The organism is Saccharothrix sp. CB00851 (assembly GCF_001905065.1).
Classification (GTDB): Bacteria; Actinomycetota; Actinomycetes; order Mycobacteriales; family Pseudonocardiaceae; genus Actinosynnema.
In genome coordinates this window covers 70,147-91,993 of record NZ_LWLC01000056.1, presented here as the reverse complement: position 1 = coordinate 91,993, position 21,847 = coordinate 70,147, and the positions used below count along the sequence as shown (strand labels likewise).

17 protein-coding genes are annotated in these 21,847 nt (G+C 71.4%); 16 read left to right on the top strand and 1 reads right to left on the bottom strand.

The window, feature by feature from the left end; genetic code table 11:
* The first annotated feature begins 6 nt into the window (after positions 1-6).
* From A6A25_RS37650 to A6A25_RS44440, 6 genes are all read left to right on the top strand, one after another.
* Entirely contained in the window at positions 7-1,770 is a 1,764-nt protein-coding gene (locus A6A25_RS37650; protein ID WP_073898632.1) for a glycoside hydrolase family 35 protein, read from the top strand.
* A 743-nt stretch (positions 1,771-2,513) separates the two neighbouring features.
* Positions 2,514-3,572, top strand: coding sequence for a LacI family DNA-binding transcriptional regulator (locus tag A6A25_RS37645; RefSeq protein WP_073898630.1), 1,059 nt, complete (start codon positions 2,514-2,516; stop codon positions 3,570-3,572).
* A 223-nt stretch (positions 3,573-3,795) separates the two neighbouring features.
* On the top strand, positions 3,796-4,923 hold the full coding sequence (locus tag A6A25_RS37640; protein WP_338013252.1) for a transcription termination factor Rho, short form: 1,128 nt from the start codon (positions 3,796-3,798) through the stop codon (positions 4,921-4,923).
* 361 nt (positions 4,924-5,284) lie between these two features.
* Positions 5,285-6,394: a glycoside hydrolase family 53 protein gene (locus tag A6A25_RS37635; protein WP_073898627.1), complete on the top strand. Its 1,110-nt coding sequence runs from the start codon at positions 5,285-5,287 to the stop codon at positions 6,392-6,394.
* Between the two features lie 387 nt (positions 6,395-6,781).
* Positions 6,782-7,126, top strand: coding sequence for a hypothetical protein (locus A6A25_RS43670; RefSeq protein WP_241829130.1), 345 nt, complete (start codon positions 6,782-6,784; stop codon positions 7,124-7,126).
* Positions 7,123-7,299, top strand: coding sequence for a hypothetical protein (locus A6A25_RS44440; RefSeq protein WP_158073896.1), 177 nt, complete (start codon positions 7,123-7,125; stop codon positions 7,297-7,299). The genes A6A25_RS43670 and A6A25_RS44440 overlap by 4 nt, the downstream gene beginning before the upstream one ends.
* A 95-nt stretch (positions 7,300-7,394) precedes the next feature.
* On the opposite strand, the gene A6A25_RS37625 is transcribed toward A6A25_RS44440, so the two are convergent.
* A complete protein-coding gene (locus tag A6A25_RS37625) occupies positions 7,395-8,657 on the bottom strand; it encodes a COG1470 family protein (RefSeq protein WP_073898623.1) in 1,263 nt (420 codons plus the stop codon).
* Between the two features lie 167 nt (positions 8,658-8,824).
* Here A6A25_RS37625 and A6A25_RS37620 point away from each other — a divergent pair, with 167 nt between their 5' ends.
* From A6A25_RS37620 to A6A25_RS37580, 10 genes are all read left to right on the top strand, one after another.
* Positions 8,825-9,448, top strand: a complete 624-nt coding sequence (locus tag A6A25_RS37620) for a helix-turn-helix transcriptional regulator (RefSeq protein ID WP_073898621.1) — start codon at positions 8,825-8,827, stop codon at positions 9,446-9,448.
* 126 nt (positions 9,449-9,574) lie between these two features.
* Positions 9,575-12,607, top strand: coding sequence for a hypothetical protein (locus A6A25_RS37615; RefSeq protein ID WP_241829129.1), 3,033 nt, complete (start codon positions 9,575-9,577; stop codon positions 12,605-12,607).
* Positions 12,608-12,658: 51 nt separating this feature from the next.
* Entirely contained in the window at positions 12,659-13,327 is a 669-nt protein-coding gene (locus A6A25_RS37610; RefSeq protein ID WP_073898619.1) for a DUF4255 domain-containing protein, read from the top strand.
* A 769-nt stretch (positions 13,328-14,096) separates the two neighbouring features.
* Positions 14,097-16,163 (top strand): ATP-binding protein, encoded by a 2,067-nt coding sequence (locus A6A25_RS37605; RefSeq protein WP_073898617.1) that lies wholly within the window; start codon positions 14,097-14,099, stop codon positions 16,161-16,163.
* Between the two features lie 224 nt (positions 16,164-16,387).
* Positions 16,388-17,905, top strand: a complete 1,518-nt coding sequence (locus A6A25_RS37600; RefSeq protein ID WP_073898615.1) for a phage tail sheath family protein — start codon at positions 16,388-16,390, stop codon at positions 17,903-17,905.
* 14 nt (positions 17,906-17,919) lie between these two features.
* Complete coding sequence (locus A6A25_RS37595) at positions 17,920-18,363, top strand: phage tail protein (protein WP_073898613.1); 444 nt, start codon at positions 17,920-17,922, stop codon at positions 18,361-18,363.
* Positions 18,363-18,878 carry a hypothetical protein gene (locus tag A6A25_RS37590; protein WP_073898611.1) on the top strand — a complete coding sequence of 172 codons (516 nt, stop codon included), beginning with the start codon at positions 18,363-18,365 and terminating at the stop codon, positions 18,876-18,878. Before A6A25_RS37595 ends, A6A25_RS37590 begins: the two co-directional genes overlap by 1 nt.
* Complete coding sequence (locus tag A6A25_RS45080; protein WP_181320139.1) at positions 18,875-19,033, top strand: DUF6760 family protein; 159 nt, start codon at positions 18,875-18,877, stop codon at positions 19,031-19,033. Before A6A25_RS37590 ends, A6A25_RS45080 begins: the two co-directional genes overlap by 4 nt.
* A 1,927-nt stretch (positions 19,034-20,960) precedes the next feature.
* Positions 20,961-21,377 carry a hypothetical protein gene (locus A6A25_RS37585; RefSeq protein ID WP_073898609.1) on the top strand — a complete coding sequence of 139 codons (417 nt, stop codon included), beginning with the start codon at positions 20,961-20,963 and terminating at the stop codon, positions 21,375-21,377.
* A gap of 29 nt (positions 21,378-21,406) precedes the next feature.
* Positions 21,407-21,832 carry a phage tail protein gene (locus A6A25_RS37580; RefSeq protein ID WP_073898607.1) on the top strand — a complete coding sequence of 142 codons (426 nt, stop codon included), beginning with the start codon at positions 21,407-21,409 and terminating at the stop codon, positions 21,830-21,832.
* Positions 21,833-21,847 lie beyond the last annotated feature (15 nt).

The following is a 21,847-nucleotide window of genomic DNA, read 5'->3' as shown; positions in this document are numbered from 1 at the left end:
ATCCCCGTGCCCGAGTTCAGCATCGGCGAGCGCGACTTCCTGCTCGACGGCAGGCCGTTCCAGATCGTGTCCGGTGCCCTGCACTACTTCCGCGTGCACCCGGACCAGTGGGCGGACCGCATCGACAAGGCCCGGCGCATGGGCCTGAACACCATCGAGACCTACGTCGCCTGGAACGCGCACGCGCCCACCCCGGGCACCTTCGACCTCACCGGCGGGCTGGACCTCGGCCGGTTCCTGCGGCTGGTGGCCGACGCGGGCCTGTACGCCATCGTCCGGCCGGGCCCGTACATCTGCGCGGAGTGGGACAACGGCGGCCTGCCCGCGTGGCTGTTCCGCGACCCCGAGGTGGGTGTGCGGCGTGCCGAGCCGCGTTACCTGGCCGCCGTCCGGGACTACCTGGACCGCGTCTACGAGGTCGTCGCGCCGCTGCAGGTCCAGCACGGCGGTCCGGTCATCCTGGTGCAGGTCGAGAACGAGTACGGCGCGTTCGGCGACGACAAGACCTACCTCAAGGCCTTGGCCGAGCACACCCGTGACGCGGGCATCACCGTGCCGCTGACCACCGTCGACCAGCCGACCGACGAGATGCTCGCGGCGGGCAGCCTGGAGGGCCTGCACCTGACCGCGTCGTTCGGCTCGCGCACCACCGAGCGGCTGGCCGCGCTGCGCCGCCACCAGCCGACCGGGCCGTTGATGTGCGCGGAGTTCTGGATCGGCTGGTTCGACCACTGGGGCAGCCACCACTACACCACCTCGGCCGCCGACAGCGCCGCCGAGCTCGACGCGCTGCTCGCGGCGGGCGCGTCGGTGAACATCTACATGGTCCACGGCGGCACGAACTTCGGGTTCACCAGCGGCGCCAACGACAAGGGCAGGTACCAGCCCACCGTCACCTCCTACGACTACGACGCGCCGCTGGACGAGGCCGGGAACCCGACGGCCAAGTACCACGCGTTCCGCGAGGTCATCTCGCGTTACCGCGACGTGCCGGAACCACCACCGCCCGCCGCGACCCCCGCGCCGGGGTTCACGGTCTCGCTGACCGACCCCGTGCCCCTGCTGGACGTGGCGAAGGAGTGGCCGGGCTGGGAACGGCACGACGCCGTGCCGACCCTGGAGCAGTGGGACGGCACGCCCCGGCTGGCGCTGATGACCACGCGGATCGAAGCACCCGGCCCGGCGGTGCTGTGCTTCGGCGAGGTGCGCGACCACGCGTCGGTGTTCCTGGACGGCCAACCGGTCGGCACCCTGCTGCGTGAGCACCACCAGCGCGCGCTCGGCCTGCACCGTGCCGTCGGCGAGCTGACCGTGCTGGTCGAGGACCACGGGCGGGTCAACTACGGGCCGCGCATCGGTGAGCCGAAGGGCGTTGTCGGTGGGGCAACGCTGGATGGCGTGCCGTTGACGGACTGGGACGTCCTGCCTCTCTTCCTCGACACCCCGCCGGCGATCTGGATCGGTCAGGACGGCTCCACGCCCGTCGGCGGCGCGGCGGTGTCGGGTCCGGTGTTCCTGCGGGCCGGGTTCGACGTCGACCGGCCTGTCGATCTTCACCTGGACACCGGTGGGTGGGGGCGGGGGGTGGTGTGGGTCAACGGGTTCTGCCTCGGGAGGTACTGGTCGCGCGGGCCGCAGCGCACCCTGTACGTGCCGGGTCCGGTGCTGCGCGGTGGGGGGAACGAGGTGGTCGTTCTGGAGCTCGACGCGTTGACTGAGCCGTTTGCTCGGTTCGTGCCGGAGGCGTTCCTGGGGCACACGGAAGCCTAGAGAGCAAAAGCCCTGAAAAGCGTCCTCGCCGGACGGGCAGATCAGCAGGATGACATCCCCCGGTCCCGTCCTTCCCTTGTTCCGTTGGGAACTGCTGTCCCAGCGTGGTCCCGGACTCCGTGTCATCCCACCGACCTCCCTCCGGGTTACCACACGTGTCAAGGGCGGCGCGAGGCTCCAGTGAAGTAGGAGGCAAAGCTGGACGCGCCGCCCTTGACACGTGCGGTAAGGCTGCGCCAGGTCGGCGGGATGACACGAAGCCCTCCTATGAGGGAGAAGGACGCCGCCAGTGGCACGTGCAGGGCGTCGCCGACGAGCGCGGGGACGAACGGCGCCGGGGCGGGTGCGTCCGCTCTTCACAAAGTAGGGGTTCGTGTCATCCCGCCGACCTGGCGTAGCCCTACCGCACGTGTCAAGAGGGCCTCGTGCGAGCGCTGCCTGATACTCCAACTTCGGGGCCCTCTTGACGCGTGTGGTAGCCCGGAGGGAGGTCGGTGGGATGACACGGAGCCCGGGACCACCAACCCAACCGGACATCCCCGACGCAACGAGACCGAGACGGAACGAGCGGGAGGTCATCCTGCTGATCTGCCCGTCCGGCGAGGACGCTTTTCAAAGCTTTTGATCTTTTGACCTCCCCACCCCACCGCATGTTTGCGCGAACAACGATCAAAGGGCAAGGGCTATAGTTGGCAACGCGCCCACACGGCGTCACGACCGCCGCCAGGGGAAGGAGCCCAGACGTGACAGCCGAGTCCACGTCGGGCACGCCCCGGCAGCCCGCCGTGCGGCGCGCGCCCGCCCGTCGCGTCTCCATGGCCGACGTCGCCCGCCTGGCCGGAGTCTCGGCCCAGACGGTCTCGCGGGTGTCCAACGGCCACCCCAGCGTCGTCGGTTCCACGCGCGAGCAGGTGCTGGACGCCATGCGACGGCTGGGCTACCGGCCCAACAGCGCGGCCCGTGCGCTCAAGTACGGCGAGTTCCGCACCATCGGCGTCATCCTGTTCACGCTCTCCACGGTCGGCAACAGCCGCACGCTGGAGGCCATAGTGGACCACGCCGCGCACGAGGGCTACGCCATCACGCTGATCCCGGTGGCCGTGCCCACCCAGGACGGCGTGCTCGGCGCGTTCACCCGTCTCGGTGAACTCGCGGTGGACGCGGTGATCGTGATCATGGAGGTGCACCTGCTCGACGCGGCCACGATGACCCTCCCGTTGGGCATCCCGGCCGTGATCGTGGACTCCACCGGCGGCGACCGCTACACGGTCGTGGACACCGACCAGGCCGACGGCACCCGCCAGGCCGTCCGCCACCTGCTCGACCTCGGCCACCGCACGGTCTGGCACGTCGCCGGCCCCGAGGACTCCTACGCCGCCGAACGCCGGGCCGAGACGTGGCGCGCCACGTTGACCGAGGCCGGGCTGCCCGTGCCCCGGATGTGGCGCGGTGACTGGTCGGCCGACTCCGGCTACCGGGCGGGGCTGGAACTGGCCGACGAGCCGGGGTGCACGGCGGTGTTCGCGGCCAACGACCAGATGGCGCTGGGCCTGCTGCGGGCGTTCCACGAGAAGGGCAAGGTCGTGCCCCGGGACGTCAGCGTGGTCGGGTTCGACGACATCCCCGACTCCACGTCGTTCATCCCGCCCCTGACGACCGTGCACCAGGACTTCACCGAGGTCGGCAGGCGGTGCGTCGAGCGCGTCCTGCGCCAGGTCCACCACCACCGCACCAAGGCGGGCACGACGCTCGTGCCGACGCGCCTGGTGGTCCGCGACAGCACCGCCGCGCCACCGGCGTAACCCCCAGCTCAGCACCTGTCCACACCGGACACGCTTGCGCCTCGGCCGCACCGGGGGCTATGGTGTGCGTCATCTCGTTCTCGTGGCCGTAGGCGGCTTCAGCCCCACCCACGAAATCTTCTCACCGGATCCGCGTCGGACGTGGCTCGCGCAGCCTTTCCCGACCGGGTTCCCACCGCGGCGCCGCCGCGCTGTCCACCATGCCCGAATCAGGGAGAAACCCGTGAACCACAACGATCTTTCCGATACTCGACTCGCCTCCGGCGTCCTCGACGTCGTGGACCGCCGGACCGTGCTGCGCACCGACGGCTACCTGCCGGGGCCGGACGACGTCACCGTCGCACCGCGCCTGGTCGCCGAACACGGCCTGCGCCGCGGTGACGAGGTCCACGGCCGGGTCGCACCCGCGCCCCGCGGCGGCAAGGCGTCCACGCTGGTCACCGTCGAGGCCGTCAACGGCGCGCACCCCCGCCACTCCCGCGTCCGCCCGGCCTTCACCGACCTCGTGCCGACCCACCCGCACGAGAGGCTGCGGCTGGAGACGGAGGCGCACGAGCTGACCACACGGGTGGTCGACCTGCTCATGCCGATCGGCAAGGGGCAGCGCGCGTTGATCGTCGCACCGCCCAAGGCGGGCAAGACCTCCGTGCTGCGGTCGATCGCGCACGGCCTGGCCAAGAACCACCCGGAGTGCCACCTGATGCTGGTCCTGGTCGGCGAACGCCCGGAGGAGGTCACCGACCTGTCCCGGGGCGTGCCCGCCGAGGTGGTCGCGGCCACCTTCGACCACCCGCCCCGCGACCACACCGCGCTCGCCGAGCTGGCCGTCGAACGGGCCAAGCGCCTGGTCGAGCTGGGCCGGGACGTGGTGGTGCTGCTGGATTCCGCGACCCGCCTCGGCCGTGCCTACAACCTCGCCGCGCCACCGTCCGGGCGAACCCTGTCCGGCGGCGTGGACGCGGGTTCGCTCACCGCGCCGAAGCGGTTCCTGGGCGCGGCGCGCAACGTCGAGGGCGGCGGTCCGCTGACGATCATCGCGACCGCGCTGGTCGACACCGGTTCGGCGGGTGACGCGCTGCTCTTCGAGGAGTACAAGGGCACCGGCAACGCCGAGCTGCGCCTGGACCGCAAGACCGCGGCACGGCGCGTGTTCCCGGCCGTGGACGTGCACCAGTCCAGCACCCGCCGCGAGGACCTCCTGCTCACGCCCGCCGAAAGCGCGTCGATCCGCTTGCTGCGCCGTGCGTTGGCGGGCAAGGAGGACGCGCTCGACGTGCTGCTCGACGGTCTGCGCAAGACGGGCGACAACGCCGAGTTCCTCACCCGGCTCACCGCCACCACGCCCCGCTGAGTCCACTGCAGGTGGTTCGGTCAGGTGGGCCGGACCGGCGGGGCAGCCGACGCAGCCGCCAGTGCCGCTGCCACGGCCAGGACCTCGGCCACGGTGTCTGCGCGCCGGGACAGGCGAAATCGCAGGCGATGCATGATGTGCCCCTTTCTCTCCGGGCGGTGACGACGGAAGCGTCGATCACGCCTCTGGACGTGGTCTGGACGTGGAGTGGACCGGCCACTCGCCCGGGGCGCGGACGCGGGGTTGTGCACGTTCCCAGTCAATCGGCGGACGCTGCCCCTTGAGGCAGCCCTCGGTCTGCGCTTTCATAGTGTGCACGTTCACAGCCGCCGCCACCCACACCTCGATCAAAGGAGATCGGATGTCCGGCTCCCACCGGGCGGTCAAGGCCGCCCTCGCCCTGGCGACCGCCGTGCTGCCGCTGACCACGCTCACCCCGGCCGTCTCCGCCGCCGGGTCGCTGAACATGCTCGGCGCCGACGTCTCGACCGCGCAACGCGCCCTGGACCTCGGCGCGAAGTACTACGACGCGTCCGGCACCGCCCGGGACCCGCTCGACATCCTCAAGGGCGCCGGGGTCAACTACATCCGCCTGCGCGTCTGGAACAACCCGAAGAGCGGCTACAACAACAAGGCGAAGGTCCTGGCCTACGCCAAGGCGGTGAAGGCCAAGGGCCTCAAGCTGCTGGTCGACTTCCACTACTCCGACACCTGGGCCGACCCCGGCAAGCAGTACAAGCCGGCCGCCTGGGCGAACCACGGCATCGGCCAGTTGCAGACCGACGTCTACAACTACACCCACGACGTGTGCACCAGCCTGAAGGCGCAGGGCACCACGCCGGACAGCGTGCAGATCGGCAACGAGATCAACGTCGGCATGCTGTGGGACGACGGCAAGGTCGTCAACAACGACTTCACCAACCTCAGCCTGCTGCTCAAGGCCGGTTACAACGCGACCAAGGCGTGCCACAGCGCCACCAAGGTCATGATCCACACGGCGAACGCCGACAGCCTCGACCACGCCCGCTGGTTCTACGACGGCATCAGGTCCAAGGGCGTCTCGTGGGACATCACGGCGCTGTCGTACTACTGCATGTGGCACGGCACGTTGAGCAACCTCTACAACGTCATCGCCGACGTGCGCTCCCGGTACGGCAAGGACGTCGTGCTGGCCGAGACGGCCTACCCGTTCACCACCGGCAACGCGGACGGCACCGGCAACTCCATCACCACCGGCTGCTCCGGCTACCCGTTGACGTGGCAGGGCCAGGCCACGAACTTCACCCACGTCCAGAACACCGCGCGCAACGCGGGCGCCATCGGCGTCTTCTACTGGGAACCGACCTGGTACGCGGTGCCCGGCAACGGCTGGGACCCCGCCGACATCAACGGCAGCGGCAACGGCTGGGACAACATGGCGATCTTCGACTGGTCCGGCCGGATCAACCCGAACGTCCGCTGGACCCCGTGACCGTCGTCGGTGGGCGGGCCGGCACCCCGACGACCCGCCCACCGCGATCGAGCGGGGCACCGCGGGTGCTCTCAGCGGCTGCGCGACCCTGGTCGTCGCGGTGGCGAACCGGGCCCGCTTTCCACGCCACCTCGCCTCGGATCCACCCGTTCGGCGTAGTGCCGGCCGCCGGGTCGACCATGATCACGCACCGACCCGGGTACGGACGGGCAGATCTGCCCGGACGGACTTCCGGCGGGACCGTCTCGCGTGGTGGGCTCAAACCGGCTCCCTGCCGCCACGCGGTCGGGGGTTCCGGAGGACCGGTACCGGCCCCGGTGCCGGTGCGGAGGTGTGAGGGCGATGTGGTCGCGGGAGTCCCGGGGATCCCGGCAGGACGGAGGTCGCGTGGCGGACGGTTCCACGCCCGAAAGGTTCGCGGGCGACCTGTTCCTCGACCTGGCGGCCAAGGGGTGGCTGGTGGTGGAGCCGGGGGAGGCCGCGCGGGTCATCGCCGAGTTGGAGCACACCCTGGAGGTCATCCGGTCGCGGGCGCACCGGATCGAGGTGTCGCGGCGGCTGCGGACCGCGGCGGGCGACGACATCCACCCGGACGTCGACCGGCTCGTGGTCGACGCGGTGTTCGCCGAGCAGATCATGTCGGGCTCGTGGGAGCGCGCGCTGGTCGAGCTGCCCAAGTACATCGAGGCGTTCCGGATGGCGGCCCGCAACACGTCGCCGCGCGAGCCGTGAAGCCGACCTACCACGACATCACGTCGTGCGACCTGTGGTTCGAGCTCACCGCGGCCGGTGAGGACCTGCGCTACTACCGCGAACGCGGCGACCACGCCACGGTGGAGCTGATGGTCGCGTGGATCGACGTCCTGCTCGACGAGTGGAACCGGCGGCGCGCCGAGCACCGCTGACCCCCGCGCACGAGTTCGCCGCGCACCACGAGGGCCTGTTTCCCAAGTCTCGTTCGACAGGCCCTGGGGGTGCGCGGCGGTCAACGGGCGTCCGGTCAGCCGGCCAGGTCGCTCAGCTCGCCGCTGACGTTGAGCAGCTGCGCGCAGTTCGGCGCCTGCCGGCCACTGGCCGGGGTGCCCGGCCTGGCGCAGGTGACGGTCACGGTGACGGTGCCGTTCTGCGGGATGTCGATCGGCGTCACCCAGTGGTAGTCCTGGTTGCGGAAGGTCTCCAGCGCGATCACGGTGATCGTGCGCTCGCCGAACGCGATCGTCAGCACGCCCTCGTCACCCTGGTGGTTGGCCAGCACGATGTCGGTGATGTGGAAGACCTTGCCCGCCGGCACGACGTAGGTACCGGTGCCCTGCTGACCGGCGTTCGTGCGCACCTCGATCGTGCCGGAGCTCTGCCGGGTGCCACCGGTCGTGCCGCGGCCCTGCTCCTGCCCTTGGCCCTGTTGCCCGGCGGGTTGCTGCTCCGGCGCACCGCCCGGCTCCTGGGTGGCGGGCGTCGGTGGTTCGGCGGCGGCCTGGGCGATCTCCTGGGCGCGGTCGTCGGCGGCTTCCCGTGCGGCGCTGAGCACCGCCGGGCGCACCAGCAGCAGCCACGCCAGCAGCAGCGCCAACAACGCGCCGAGCAGCGACAGCAGCCACTTGGACAGGATCGGCAGCTGCACCAGTTCCCCGGCCAGCTCGTGCTCGTGCCGGTCCTCCGCGGCGAGGGCCACCACGTCGAGCCGCACCGGCCACACCGCGGGCTTGCCGAACCACAGCGGTTTCGCCACCCGCACCCGCAATTCCAGCTCGGCGTGGGCGCCGGGGTCCACAGTGGTCGGTGCGGTGGACACGGTGGTCTTCAGGTGGTCGTCGGCTTCGGGCAACGCGGCCGTCACCACGGTCGGCGTGTTGCCGTCGTTGTGCACCTCGACGCGGTAGCGCGCGCCGCGCCACGCCCGCCGGCGCTTGGGGATCAACCGGGCGCGTTGCCGCGCGAACGGTTCGACGATCACGGTCGTCTCGGTCACGACCACCGACTCGGGTCGTTCGGCGGGCAGCACCCGCACCCCGAGCGGCACCTCGCCCGCGCGGACGTCCGGTGATCGTGGCGGGCGCAGGACGACGGCGACCTGCTCCGAGGTCCCCGGGTACAGCGACAGCCGTGCCGGTTCGACGGTGGTCCAGGGGGCGCAGGCGCCCACCACCTCGAACTCGTACGCCTCGACGATGTCACTGTCGTTGCGCACCGTCATCGTCGTGCTGGTCTCCTGACCGGGCGTGACAACCACGGTGGGGAGACCGAATTCGGTCGTTGCGGTCACCCGACGAACGGTAGGCACGGCACACCCGCGGCCGACAGGGAGAAAAGGGCACCATACGGGCAAAGCCGTGCACCGCGGGCCCGGCGCCGGTGCCCGCGCACTCCTTGGGAGAACACGATAGCCGTAACGAGCGTGGTTCGGCTGAGCTTATTCCACAGGAGGGTCGCATGAACAGGATTCCGGTGGCCGTGTACGCCGAGGACCAGGTGCTGAGAGCGGGGATCACGCACCAGTTGCGGCCACGGCCCGAAGTCGAGGTGGTGCGGCCGGACGAGGAGCACCGTGCCGCCGTGTCGCTCGTGGTGGTGGACCGGGTGGACGACGAGACGGCGCGGCTGCTGCGCCGGTTGCGGCGGTCGTCCGCCACGCGCACCGGTCTGGTGGTGGGGCGGTTCGACCAGGACGCCCTCCAGACGACGATCGACTGCGGTGTGACGGCGGTGCTGCGGCGGGCCGAAGCCGACCAGGACCGGTTGGTGAGCACGGTTTCCGCGCTGCACAAGGGAGAAGCGGTGCTGCCCGGTGACCTGCTCGGCACGTTGCTGGACCACGTGAGCCGGTTGCAGCGCAGTGTGCTCGACCCCAACGGCCTGTCGCTGTCCACGCTCACCTCGCGTGAGGCGGACATGCTGCGGCTGGTGTCGGAGGGGTTCGACACGGCCGAGATCGCCTCGAAGACGTCGTTCTCCGAACGGACCGTGAAGAACGTCCTGCACGAGGTCACCACCCGGCTGCAGCTGCGCAACCGCGCGCACGCCGTCGGCTACGCGATGCGGCACGGCCTGATCTGATCCCGCGCCTGCCTTGCCCGAACTCTCCTTCAGTCATGCCCCGACCGTGCCCGCCGGGACCTCCGCGCCACCGGGCCGCGCGGACGACGATTTCCGGCACACGCCCCAGACGGAGGTGGAACCTTGGTGACCTGGCTGCCGAACCGGCCCATCGCCACGATCGGCGCGGTGCTGGCGCTCAGCGCCGCGGTCGTCGTCGTGCACGACGTCGCCACGTCGGTGTCGGCGTCGGTCCTCCAGGAGGAACCCGTGTCCGGCCGGATCGCCTACAGCGGCACCGGGCACCGCAGCCTCGGCGTCGTCACCGGGCCCGTGCCGGATCAGCTGCGGCCCACTGAACCGCTGCTCGGTGCCGGGCCCACGCACCACGACGATCACGTGTCGGCGCGCGGTGGGCTGGTGGTGTTCACGAGCCTGCGTGACAGCCCCAGGCCGCAGGTGTACCTGCGTGCGGCCGACGGCTCGGTGCGCAGGCTCACCGACGGCCTCGACGCGGGCCGTCCTCGGCTGTCCCCGGACCTGCGAACGGTCGTGTTCGACTCCCGTGCGGGCGACCAGCGTGACCTGTGGCTGGTCGGCGTGGACGGCAGGGGGCTGCGCAGGCTGACCGACACGCCGTCCTCCGACGAGGCGTGGCCGACGTTCTCCCCGGACGGCGCGAGCGTCGCGTTCTCCGGTGACCGCGACGGCGGACGCGAGATCTACCGGATCCCGGTCGGCGGCGGGCGGGTCGACCGGCTCACCGACGAACCGGACGGTGACGCGGGTGAGCCGGACTGGAACCCGCGTGACGACCGGATCGCCTACACGCTCGACGTAGGTGGCGTGCCGAGGCCGCGTGTGCTCGGCGCGGGTCGGGTCGGCGTGCCCGTGCTGGGTGGTGACCAGGCCGGGTGGCGTGGCCGGTGGCCCGTCTGGCAGCCGGACGGCGCGGGTCTGCTGTTCCTCAGCACCGACCAGGTGTGCTCGTGCCCGGCCGACCCGGACGTGGAGAAGGTGTACCAGGTCGACACCGGCCCGGGTCTGCCCGTCACGGCCGCGCCCGGCCTGCTGCTGGCGGAGGACCGCGCGGTCACGTCGCCGACGTGGCTGGTGGACGCGCGTGGCGAGCACCTGGTGGTGGCCCGCACGACCGCTGAGACACACTTCACCGCGACGTTGCAGGACATCCGGCCGGACGGCTCCGACCCGCGCGACCTGGGCGTGCCGGTGCTGCGGGAGGACCCGGAGAGCGTCGACGACCCCAACCTGCTGTTCCGGCCCCGGGCCGGCTTCGACCCGTGGACGCAGCGGCAGTCCTACTCCCCCGACGGCCGGACCATCGCGCTGAGCCGGTTCGAGCAGGTCGGCGACACGCGGGTGCAGCGGCTGTGGCTCGTCGATGCCGACGGTGGTGACGCGCGTCGCCTGCCGGTCGCCGATCGGCAACCCGCAGACTGGGAGTTCGACGCCGTCTGGTCGCCGGACGGCCGGTACTTGGCCTTCGCCCGCCGGTCGCCCGGAGGGGTGCGCCCGGCGGGTGGGGCGAGCCGGATCGTGGTGGTGGAGGCGGCCACCGGTGCCGTGGTCGGGCGGCTGACTCCCCCGCCGTCCGCCGCCGACCAGGAGGACACGCAGCCCGCGTGGTCGCCCGACGGCGGCACGTTGGCGTTCACCAGGGGTCGGGTCTTCGACGGGCCCACCGGCGAGGTGCGGGACAACCACGTGTGGACCGCTCGGGCCGGGACGTTGGACAGGCAGCGGGACGTGTCGGCGGCGGTGTGCGGGTTCGACTGCGAGGTGACCGACGACAGTGCGGTGTTCAGCCCGGACGGGCGGACGTTGGCGTTCAACCGCGAGGCCGACGGGGTGCTGCTGGTGTCGTTGGCGGACAACGGGTGTCGGGTGCTGCTGCCCGCCGGTACCTGCGCCACGCCGCTGACCGCACCGCCTTCGGGGCCGTTCCAGCCTCGGGACGTGTCGTTCTCGCCATCCGGTGACCAGGTGGTGCTGACCGCGCGTCGTGAGGGTGATCTGCGGTCGCCGGAGGAGTTGGTCGTGGTGGAGTTGGCCACGGGGGCGATGCGGCGGATCACGGCCGACCTGCCGGGCAGGCAGAAGGAGCCGACGTGGCAGTGGACGGTCGATCTGACCGTGCGGGCGCCGTCCTCCGCGCCGGTGGTGGAGACCGGCGTGACGACTGCGGTGACGGTGACCGTGACCAATCGTGGTCCGGCGGCGTCGCCCGGGACCGCGTTGACCGTGGCGGTGCCGGAGGGTGTGCGTCTGCTCGGCCTGCGTCCCGCGCGGGGTGGTTGTGAGGTCTCGCGGTGCGATTTGGGGATGGTCGGTGCTGGTGAGGCGGTGGAGGTGGTCGCCGAGGTGGTGGGGCTGGTGCCCGGTCGGCGGGACGTGACGTGGTCGGTGGCCGGTTCGGTGGTGGACGTGCTGCCGTCGGACAACGCGGCGGTCACCGGGATCCCGGTGCGTGACCCGGTGACCGGTCCTCCGCCTCCCGCGCCGCCGCCCGTCGTGCCGCCGGCTGGTCCTTCGCTGGCGGTGGTGGTGCAGCCGAATCCGTCCTATGTGGGTGGACGGGCGACGGTGAGTTACACGGTGCGCAACGGTGGTGGTGCGCCGGCTACCGGGCTCCGGTTGGACTTCGGGCTGCCCGCGGTGCCGGTAGCCGCGCTGCCGCCGGGGTGTGCGGCCGTTGGGTGCCCGTTGCCCGACCTGCCGCCGGGTGGGACGCAGGTGGTGCAGGTCGTGTTGGCGCCGGATGTGCCGTTGGAGGCCGTTGTGCGGGGTACTTTGCGGACGAGCGGTACCGATGCCGATGCGGGGGACAACGTGGCCGTCGCGCCGATGCGCGTGCTGCTGCCCCGGATCGTGGCCGTGCCGCCGATCGGGGAGCCTGGCTTCGTGACTTCGGTGCGTGGCGAGGACTTCCCTCCCGGCGTGCCGGTGCGCTTGTCGTGGTCTCCTGGCATCACCGCGTCCGCCGCCCCGACCATCCCGCGCCCGGACGGCGGTTTCACGGCGCAGCTGCTCATCCTGGCCAAGGACCGGACCGGGGAACGCACCATCACCGCCACGGGCCCCGGCTTCCGAGCCGCCACCACCGAGTTCCTCGTCGTGCCCGGCTCCGTGGGCCCACCAGACGAGGTCCGACGACGGTGATTCCCTGCTTTGGTGCTTCCGCTCTGCCCATGTCGTCCGGAGGAGGTCATCGTGATCCACGAGGTGGACGAGGGGATCCGCCGACTGCTCGCCGGCGGCGGCGTGCCCGGTGGCGGCGGTGAGCTCGCGTTCGAGGCACCCACCACCGACTGGACGGCCCGCCGCAACGCCCCGACGGTCAACGTGTTCCTCTACGACATCCGCGAGGACCCGACCAGGCGCAGCACCGGCAACCTGGAGGTCTTCGAACGGGACGAACTGGTCGCCCACCGCAAACCACCCCGCTGGTTCCGCCTGTCCTACCTGGTGACCGCGTGGACCAACCGACCACAGGACGAACACCGCCTGCTGTCCGAGGCTCTGACCTGCCTGGCCGCCCACGGCCACTTGGCGCCCGAATGGCTGACCGGCTCCCTGGCCGACCTCGGCCTGACCGTCGTGCTGGAGTCGGGCGGCCCAATCTCCGAAGCCCGCGCCGCGACCGACGTGTGGTCAGCCCTGGGCGGCCGGCTCAAACCGGCCATCAACCTCGTCGCGACCGCCCCGGTCGCCGGCGCCCTGACCCCACTCCCCCCACCCGCCGACGGCGGCCTGGTCCTGTCCGGCACCCCCACCGAACCCGCCCGCCGGCTGCGCTACGACAACCCGCACCCCGACACCGGCTTCGCCCCCACCCGCCCCCGCCCCACCGACCGCCGCCGCCGCGGCCCCATCACCTGATGCCCCCGACACCCTCCGGCCCGGCCCCCAACACCAGCCCCGCACCGTCCCCGCACCGTCCCCCACGCGCCTCAGGCACCGTCCGCGCGCGCCCCAGGTACCACTCGCCGCGCCCCGGCGGGCACCCTCCTCCACACACCAGCGGGCCACACCGGGCCTGGGCGCGAATGCGCACGCGCGACCGCGCACCTGCCAGACCAGCCCGCCGCACCGTCGGCCCCGCCAGTGCCCACCCCGCAGTGGTCCACCCCGCAGTGGTCCACCCGTGACGGGGCTCCACCGCTACGACCGACCGTCAACGACCGACCCACCATCCACACCTGCCACCAGCCGCTACCGTGCACCGCCCAGCCGCAGCCGCCGAACCGTCAGCCGCGGCCACCGGCCACGGGGTGCCGAGCGCGACACCGTGCGCCAGACTTCGATCGCTCGCCGCCGGCCGTCGACCGCTCGGTCGTCGCCATTGGCTCGATGCTCCTCCGGTGCCGATCGCTGCTGCCCTCCGGCTCGGGCTCGGCTGCCCTCCGGCTCGGGCTCGCGGCTGGCGATCGGGCTGCGACCCGTCGACCCGACACTTCATCGTCCGCCGCAGACGCCTTGCCCGCCGCGCCGTGCTGCCTCCTTCTTTCCCGGCAACGCAATTGGGGCCTGAAAAGTTTCCTCGAATCTTCCATTCACGCTCGGTTAGCTCGTCTGGGTGATCTTTGGTGGGTCGGCGATCTTGCTCTGGGCAGACCGTAGCAACCGGTACCGACAAAGGTGGTGGGTGATGACGATGACCACGGCGGCGCCGGCGGCGCGGGCGGCGGATCTTGCGTATCTCCTGGCGAGGTTGAGTGTGGTCGAGTGGAGGGTTCGTCAGGCGGTCGCGGTGCGGGGTGGGGGTGGGTCGGAGGTCGACGATCCGCATCGAGGGCTTTACCTGACCGCGGAGGCGGTGAGGCGGGTGCTCGATTGGCGGAGTGAACTGCTTCCGCCGGTGGAGTCGGATCCCGAGCTGGAGGTGTTGGCGGCGGTGGTGCCTGAGCCTGGGCCGCGGTTGTCGATGCTGGGGCGGCGGTTCGGGTTGGAACCGGTGGATCTGGAGTTTCTGCTGGTGGCACTGGCGCCGGATGTCGATGCGCGCTTCGAACGCCTATATGGCTACCTCAACGACGACGTCACGCGGCGCCGCGCGACCGTTGGGCTGGCGCTGGAGCTGTGCGGGCTGCCTGCTGCGAGTGCGGGGAGGTTCCGGTTCGCACCCACGGCGCCGTTGGTCAAGTACGGGCTGGTGGAGGTGCGGGACGACGAGTTGCCCGCGTTGTCGCGGACGCTGCGTGTGCCCGACCGGATAGTCGCCCACCTCCTCGGTGACGACGAACCGGATCCGGCGCTCGGCACCGCCGTCCGGCTGCGGTCCGGGAATGCGGCACCGGAGGGGTTGGCGCGGAAGATCGGTGACGCGCTGCACGCGGGCATCCTGGCCGTCCACTTGCGGGACGCCGACGGTGACGCGAGTCGGGTGGCGGTGGACGCGCTGGCGGCGGCCGGTCGGGACGCGCTGGTGCTGGACGTGGCGGCGATAGCGGGCCTTCCGCTCACGGCAGTGGTGAGAGAAGCCCGGTTGCGCGGTGCGGGACTGGTGTTCGGTCCCCTGGAACCGCTGCTGCCCGAACGGGCCCAGGTGATCCGCGACCTCACCGGGCTCGCCGACGACGTGCCGCTGTTCCTGCACGGCAACCGACACTGGGATCCACAGTGGACCAGTCACCAGGTGGTGTCGCTGAACGTACCGCCGCTGGACGCGGACGCGCGGGCCGATCGGTGGGCACGGGCGCTGGCCGACGCCACCGGCACGGCGGCGGATCCGGCAGTGGTGGCGGACCTGGCGGGCTACCGGCTCGGCACGGACGAGGTGGAGCGCGCGGTGGCGGCCGCTGCACGGTTGGCGGTGCTGGAAGATCGACCGATCGGCCTGGCGCACGTCCGGGCCGGGGTGCGGGCGCGGAACGGGGCCGGGCTGGAGCGGTTGGCACGGCGGATCACGCCCGCGGTGGACTGGGACGACCTGGTGCTGCCCGAACCGACCCGACGGCAGCTGGACGAGCTGGTGATGCGCGCACGCCACCGGGAACGGGTGCTCGGCCAGTGGCGCATGCGTCCCGGTGGTGGTCGGGGACGTGGTGTGGTGGCGTTGTTCGCGGGCGAGTCGGGCACCGGCAAGACGATGTCGGCCGAGGTCGTCGCGGGGGCGGTCGGCATGGACCTCTACGTGGTTGACCTGTCGTCGGTGGTGGACAAGTACATCGGCGAGACGGAGAAGAACCTCGAACGGATCTTCACCGAGGCCGCGGGCGTGCACGGGGTGCTGCTGTTCGACGAGGCGGACGCCGTGTTCGGCAAGCGTTCGGAGGTCAACGACGCGCACGACCGGCACGCCAACACGGAGTCGGCGTACCTGTTGCAGCGGATGGAGTCCTTCGACGGCATCGCGGTGCTCACCACCAACCTGCGGTCCAACATGGACGAGGCGTTCACGCGCCGGATCGACGTGATCGCCGACTTCCCGTTGCCGGGCGCGGCCGAGCGGCTCGCGCTGTGGGACCACTGCCTCGGTTCGCGCCTGCCCCGCGCGGACGACCTGGACCTCGCGTTCTGCGCCGACCGGTTCGAGCTGGCGGGCGGGTCGATCCGGGCGTGCGCGGTGACCGCCGCCTACCTGGCCGCGGCGGGCGGTCGGTCGGTGGGGATGGCCGACGTGATCGCCGCCGTGCACCAGGAGTACCGCAAGCTCGGCAGGCTCGTGCTGCCCGGCGAGTTCGGGCCGTGGCTGGAGGCCGCCGAGTCCCGGTGACGACCGAGTCCCGGTGACGACCGAGTCGCGGTGATCCCAGCGATACGAAGGGCGTCCGCTGCAGGCACCCTTTCGCGTGCCCGAAACGCCGATTGCCTGTTGGGGCAACGGGAGTGCCCTGACCCGGGGTCCGCGGGCCCTGCCGCCGCCGTCGTGCGCGCGCGACGCTGGTCGTACCAGAGCGGAACAGCAGGCACCAGCGGATGAGCAGACGAGGAGCGACCATGCCGCAGTACCTCTCGCCCGGCGTGTACGTGGAGGAGGTCCAGACCGGCGCACGCCCGATCGAGGGTGTCGGCACCGCGGTGGCGGCCTTCGTGGGCTTCGCCGAGCGGGGACCCTTCCACCAGCCGACCCGGGTCGCGAACTGGAACCAGTACGTGCGCGATTTCGGCGGCTTCACCGAGGACGCCTACCTGCCGCACGCCGTCTACGGCTACTTCGCCAACGGCGGCGGCGCGGCGTACGTGGTGCGGGTGGGTGGTCCGGCCGGTGACGCCGAGACCGAGCCCGCCGCCGCGTCGCCCGTGACGTTGGGTGGGCTGCGCATCTCGGCGCTGCCCGAGGCGGGCCAGGACATCTCCGTGGAGATCGCCGACGCCGACGGCGAGAACCCGCCGGAGGACCGCTTCAAGCTGCTGGTCCGCCAGGGCGACAAGGTCGTGGAGAGCTTCGACGTGTCGACCCGGAAGAACCTCAAGAACTACGTGGTGACGCAGGTCGCGGAACGGTCGAAGCTGATCGAGGTCAGCGAGCGGTCGGGCGCCGCCCCGACCCGGCCGGAACGGCAGTCCGTGGCCGTGCCCGCCCCGAAGGCGCCGCAGCCGGTCAAGCTCGACGCGCAGCAGTACGTCGGCGACGCCGCGGCGCGCACCGGGTTCGGCGGTCTGGAGAACGTCGACGAGGTCACCATGGTCGCGGTGCCCGACCTGATGAGCGCCTACCAGCGCGGCCTGATCGACCTGGAGGGCGTGCGGACCGTACAGGCCGCCGTCATCTCGCACTGCGAGCAGATGGGTGACCGCGTCGCCGTGCTGGACCCGCCGCCCGGCCTGTCCGCGCAGCGGGTGCACAAGTGGCGGATGGAGGAGGCGAACCACGACTCCCGTTACGCCACGCTGTACTACCCGTGGATCAAGGTGTTCGACCCGGCCAGTGGACGCAACACGTTCGTGCCGCCCTCGGGTCACATCGCCGGGGTGTGGGCGCGCAGCGACGCCGAGCGGGGCGTGCACAAGGCTCCGGCGAACGAGACGATCCGCGGCGCGGTGGACCTGGAGACCACGCTGAGCAAGAGCGAGCAGGACCTGCTGAACCCGGTCGGCGTGAACTGCGTGCGCACGTTCCCCGGTCGCGGTATCCGCATCTGGGGTGCCCGCACGCTGTCGTCCGACCCGGCGTGGCGGTACCTGAACGTGCGGCGGCTGTTCAACTTCCTGGAGGAGTCCATCCTGCTGGGCACGCAGTGGGTCGTGTTCGAGCCGAACGACGACCGGCTGTGGGCCGGTATCCGGCGCAACATCACCGCGTTCCTCACCGAGCAGTGGCGCCAGGGCGCGCTGTTCGGCCGCACGCCGGACGAGGCGTTCTACGTCAAGTGCGACCGGGACAACAACCCGCCGGAGTCGGTCGACCTCGGCCAGGTGGTGTGCGAGATCGGCGTGGCGCCGGTCAAGCCCGCCGAGTTCGTGGTCTTCCGGCTCTCCCAGTTTTCCGACAACACCAGCCTCGTCAGCGAATAGGAAAGGCACCGATCATGGCAGAAGGCGACGCTCTCTCCACCCACATCTTCGGCCTCCAGCTCGGCGCGTACATGGTCGAGTCGTTGCAGGAGGTCAGCGGGGTGACCATCGAGGAGGACGTGGTCGAGATCTCGCAGGTGACCCCGCAGGGCAAGCCGTTGCTGCGCAAGCAACCCGGCGCGCGCAAGGGCGGCGAGATCACCGTCACGAGGGGGATGGACAAGAGCAAGGAGTTCACCAAGTGGCTCAAGGAGACGGTGAACAAGGGTGACGTCGAGACGGCCAGGCAGAACATCACCATCGAGATCATGAACAGCAAGGGCGAGACCGAGCGGCGGCTGAACCTCGTCAACGGGTGGGTCAGCAAGTGGGAGGGCCCGTCGTTGAAGGCGGGCGAGTCCAGTGCCGCGGTGGAGAAGGTGACCATCACCTTCGAGGACATCACCCTGGAGGACTGATGAGGCGACGGGTGATCGGCCTGGACTCGCTGGACGAGCTGGCCGAGCAGGTCGGGTCGGCGCGGTCGGTCGGGTCTGCGCGGTCGGTCGGGTCGGAGGCGTCGGACGACGAGGTGAAGCGGTCGGTCGTGGTGCGGGAACCCGCGCTGCGCACCGAGTTCGACTTCGAGCTGCCGCGTGGCTACGTGGACGCGGAGGGCGTGGTGCACCGCCACGGCCGGATGCGCTTGGCGACGGCGCGGGACGAGCTGCGGCCGCAGATCGACCTGCGGGTCAAGGAGAACCCGGGTTACCTCAGCGTGCTGCTGCTCAGCCTGGTGATCACCGAGCTGGGCACGGTCGACGAGGTGAACGTGGGTGTGGTGGAGCGCATGTACGCCACGGACATCGCGTTCCTGCAGGACTTCTACCGGCGGATCAACAGCGAGGGGCACACCCGCGCCGGGGTGACGTGCCCGTCGTGCGGGAGCGGGTTCGAGGTCGACCTGGCCGGTGGTCGCCTGGGGGAATCGTGACGTACGCGGCCGACCGGCTGCACGAGGAGGTCGCGTACGTGGCCTACCACTTCCACTGGCAACGGGAGCAGATCCTCGACCTGGAGCACCACGAGCGCAGGCGTTGGGTCCGCGAGATCGCACGCATCAACACCAGGGTGAACGAAGGGGGGTGACCCGATGGGCTTCTGGGACAGGTTCCGCCGCAGGGCAACGACCTCCGCCGTGTCTTCGGCCGCGGTGCCGGCCGCGGCGCGGCGGCCGGGATCGGACGGCGGCTGGCGTGCGACCCGACCGATGGAGGGCGTGATCCAGCGCGCGGGTATCGCGGTGGGCGACGGCCTGCGGTTCCGCGGCGGTTTGGCGGCGTGGCAGGACCACGCGCTCGGCGGCCGGTTGGGTCACGCGGTCCTGCCAGGCGCACCGGCCGGGGTGGTGCACGGGTTGGCCCGGCACACCGGTGAGCCGGCCGGGTACGCGGGCAACGACCAGCTCACCGTCGCCTTGCGCTACCCGGACCTTCCGGACACGCCTTCGCCTGGGCCGACGGGATCCACCGGCCACGCCGTGCAGCGGACCCCGGCCACCCCGGTCCCCGTGCGACCGCTCGGCAAGCCGCTGACCGTGGCACACCGGGAGGTGACGCCACTGCGTCCCGTTCCGGTCGCGCGGACGACCAGCCCGGTGACCGCGCAGCGGCCGGGTCTCTCCGAGCCGACATCGGCAACCACGCCCGTACCGCACGAGCCGATCACCACCACGTCCCTTCCCGCCGAGCAGGCGACCACTCAGCCCGCCGAACCCACCCCGGCTCCAGTCCAACGCCAGACATCCGGTCCACCGGCCGGCGAGTCCGGGACGGCTCCCCTGCTCGGAGAGCCGATCACCTCACCGGCACAGCCGAGTGAACCAGCCTCTCACGCGACGGCCGACGCACCTCCGGTTCCGGTGCTTCGCAGCTCCGCCACGGCGGTGTCGGTGATCCAGCCGCCGCCGGCACCCGCTGGGGCGAAGCAGGTCCAGCGCCGGGAATCCGCCTCTCCGCCGGACCAGGGCGGGCCTGCCGCACCGGCAGTCGGCGGGCCGACCGCGCCCCCATCGATTTCTGCCGTCGCTTCTCGGACACCCCGGTCATCCGCCCGGCCACCGGTGCAGCGGAGGACGAAACCCGGACCGGCCCTGGGTGAGCCACTGGCGCACATGCCGGCCACCGCAGTGGTACAGCGGACTCCGGACAACGGTGCGCCACCGGTCCAGGTCCCCACCGGCACGGTGGTACAACGCCGAACCGACAACGCGACCGCGCCTGTGCTCGGCCAACCCCCGGCGCAGGCCCAAGCCGACACGGTCACACAACGCGAATCCCACACCCCGCCGCCAGTCTCCAGCCGACTCTCAACGCAAGCCCAAGCCAACACGCTCGCACAACGCAAGACCCAAACCCCGCCCGTCCTCGGCCAACCCCCGGCGGAGGCCCAGGCCGACACGGCGGTACAACGCAAGACCCAAACCCCGTCGGTCCTGGGCCAACTCCCAGCGCGGGTCACGGCCGTAGCGCGGCCCGCCCCGTTCACGCCACCGGACCTGAGCGAGCCTTCGGCACCGAACCCGACCGGCGCGGTCGTGCAGCGAAAGTCCAGGGCGGGAGCCGTCCTGGGTGAACCCGTGGCACGGATACCGGCCGATGCGGTGGTGCAGCGCGAGTCGTCCGCCGGATCGACCTCGGACCACCAGCGCGCCACCGTGTCCCCTGCCCATGCGCCAAGGGAATTGGAATTTCAGATTCTGTCAGCACAACCATCAACGCCGCGGTCATCGGCTCCGACTCGGCTGCCGGTGGTCCGACCTGCCCGGCCGGTGGTGCAGCGCCGCACTCCCACGGCGCCGCTGCTCGCGGACCGGCCCCTGATCTCGTCCACAACCCTCCCGAGCACGACGAACACACCGAACACGTCGAGCACATCCGAGAAGCGCCAGGCAGTTCCGGTTCGGTGGAATTCACCGGCACGCGAAGGCGCGGCGGCACATCACGCACCAAGCAAGGCTCCGGGGCAACGCGGGCAACCGACCAGCCCGGTGACGTCAGCTCCCAGGACGGCCAGTGTGCAGCGCGCGGTAGTTCGGCCGGCACCACCGGCAGAGGTCGACGAAGCCGCACCCGACCGGCCGATCGTGCCGGCCTACCCGCCCGTCGTGGTGGCGCCGCCGAGACCGGCCGGGCACATGCCGGCCGCCGCACCGATCATCCGACCCGCCACCGTCCAACGACCCGCCGCCGGCCAACGATCGGCGGCCGTCCAGCGGTCGGTCACCGTCCAGCGATCGCCGGACGAGCCGGTGAAGTCCCGGAACACCAAGACCACCGCCGACAAGAGCGCCACCGGCCGGCCAAACCGCCTGGAGCGCGCCGACCTGGACGACCTCGCCCGCCGCCTCCTCGAACCGGTCGGCCGGCTCCTGCGCGCCGAACTGCGCCAGGGCCGCGAGCGCGCCGGCCTCCTGCACGACCGCCGCCGTTGACCCCGGACCGATCACCAGGAGACACACCGATGTCCGACACCCTCTTCGCCACCAGCGTCTTCTTCCGGCTCTCCATCGCGGGCAACGACCTCGGCGCCTTCCACACCTGTGACGGCATGGGCGCGCAGATGGAGGTCGAGCAGTTCGCCGAGGGCGGCAACAACGGGTTCGCCTGGCAGCTGCCCTCGCGCATCACCTGGTCCAACATCACCATGACGCGGCCGGTCACGGCGGACACCGCCAAGGTCGTCAAGTGGCTCAACGAGGTCATCAAGAAGGTCGAGCGCAAGGACGGCGAGATCGTCGCCCTCACCCCGGACGGCACCCGGATCGCCGGCTGGCAGGTCCAGGGCATCGTCCCGGTCCGCTGGCAGGGCCCGTCGTTCGACCCGGCGAGCTCCCAGGCCGCCGTGGAGACGTTGGAGATCGCCCACGAAGGCATCGACGCGTCCTGAGAGGAGGGAACGGGC

Bases quoted from the DNA above. Each gene is read 5' to 3' on its own strand.
- A6A25_RS37620 (WP_073898621.1), top strand. From the start codon at position 8,825: ATGAACAGGATTCCGGTGGCCGTGTACGCCGAGGACCAGGTGCTGAGA.
- A6A25_RS37580 (WP_073898607.1), top strand. From the start codon at position 21,407: ATGTCCGACACCCTCTTCGCCACCAGCGTCTTCTTCCGGCTCTCCATC.
- A6A25_RS37595 (WP_073898613.1), top strand. From the start codon at position 17,920: ATGGCAGAAGGCGACGCTCTCTCCACCCACATCTTCGGCCTCCAGCTC.
- A6A25_RS37605 (WP_073898617.1), top strand. From the start codon at position 14,097: ATGACGATGACCACGGCGGCGCCGGCGGCGCGGGCGGCGGATCTTGCG.
- A6A25_RS37590 (WP_073898611.1), top strand. From the start codon at position 18,363: ATGAGGCGACGGGTGATCGGCCTGGACTCGCTGGACGAGCTGGCCGAG.
- A6A25_RS37635 (WP_073898627.1), top strand. From the start codon at position 5,285: ATGTCCGGCTCCCACCGGGCGGTCAAGGCCGCCCTCGCCCTGGCGACC.
- A6A25_RS37600 (WP_073898615.1), top strand. From the start codon at position 16,388: ATGCCGCAGTACCTCTCGCCCGGCGTGTACGTGGAGGAGGTCCAGACC.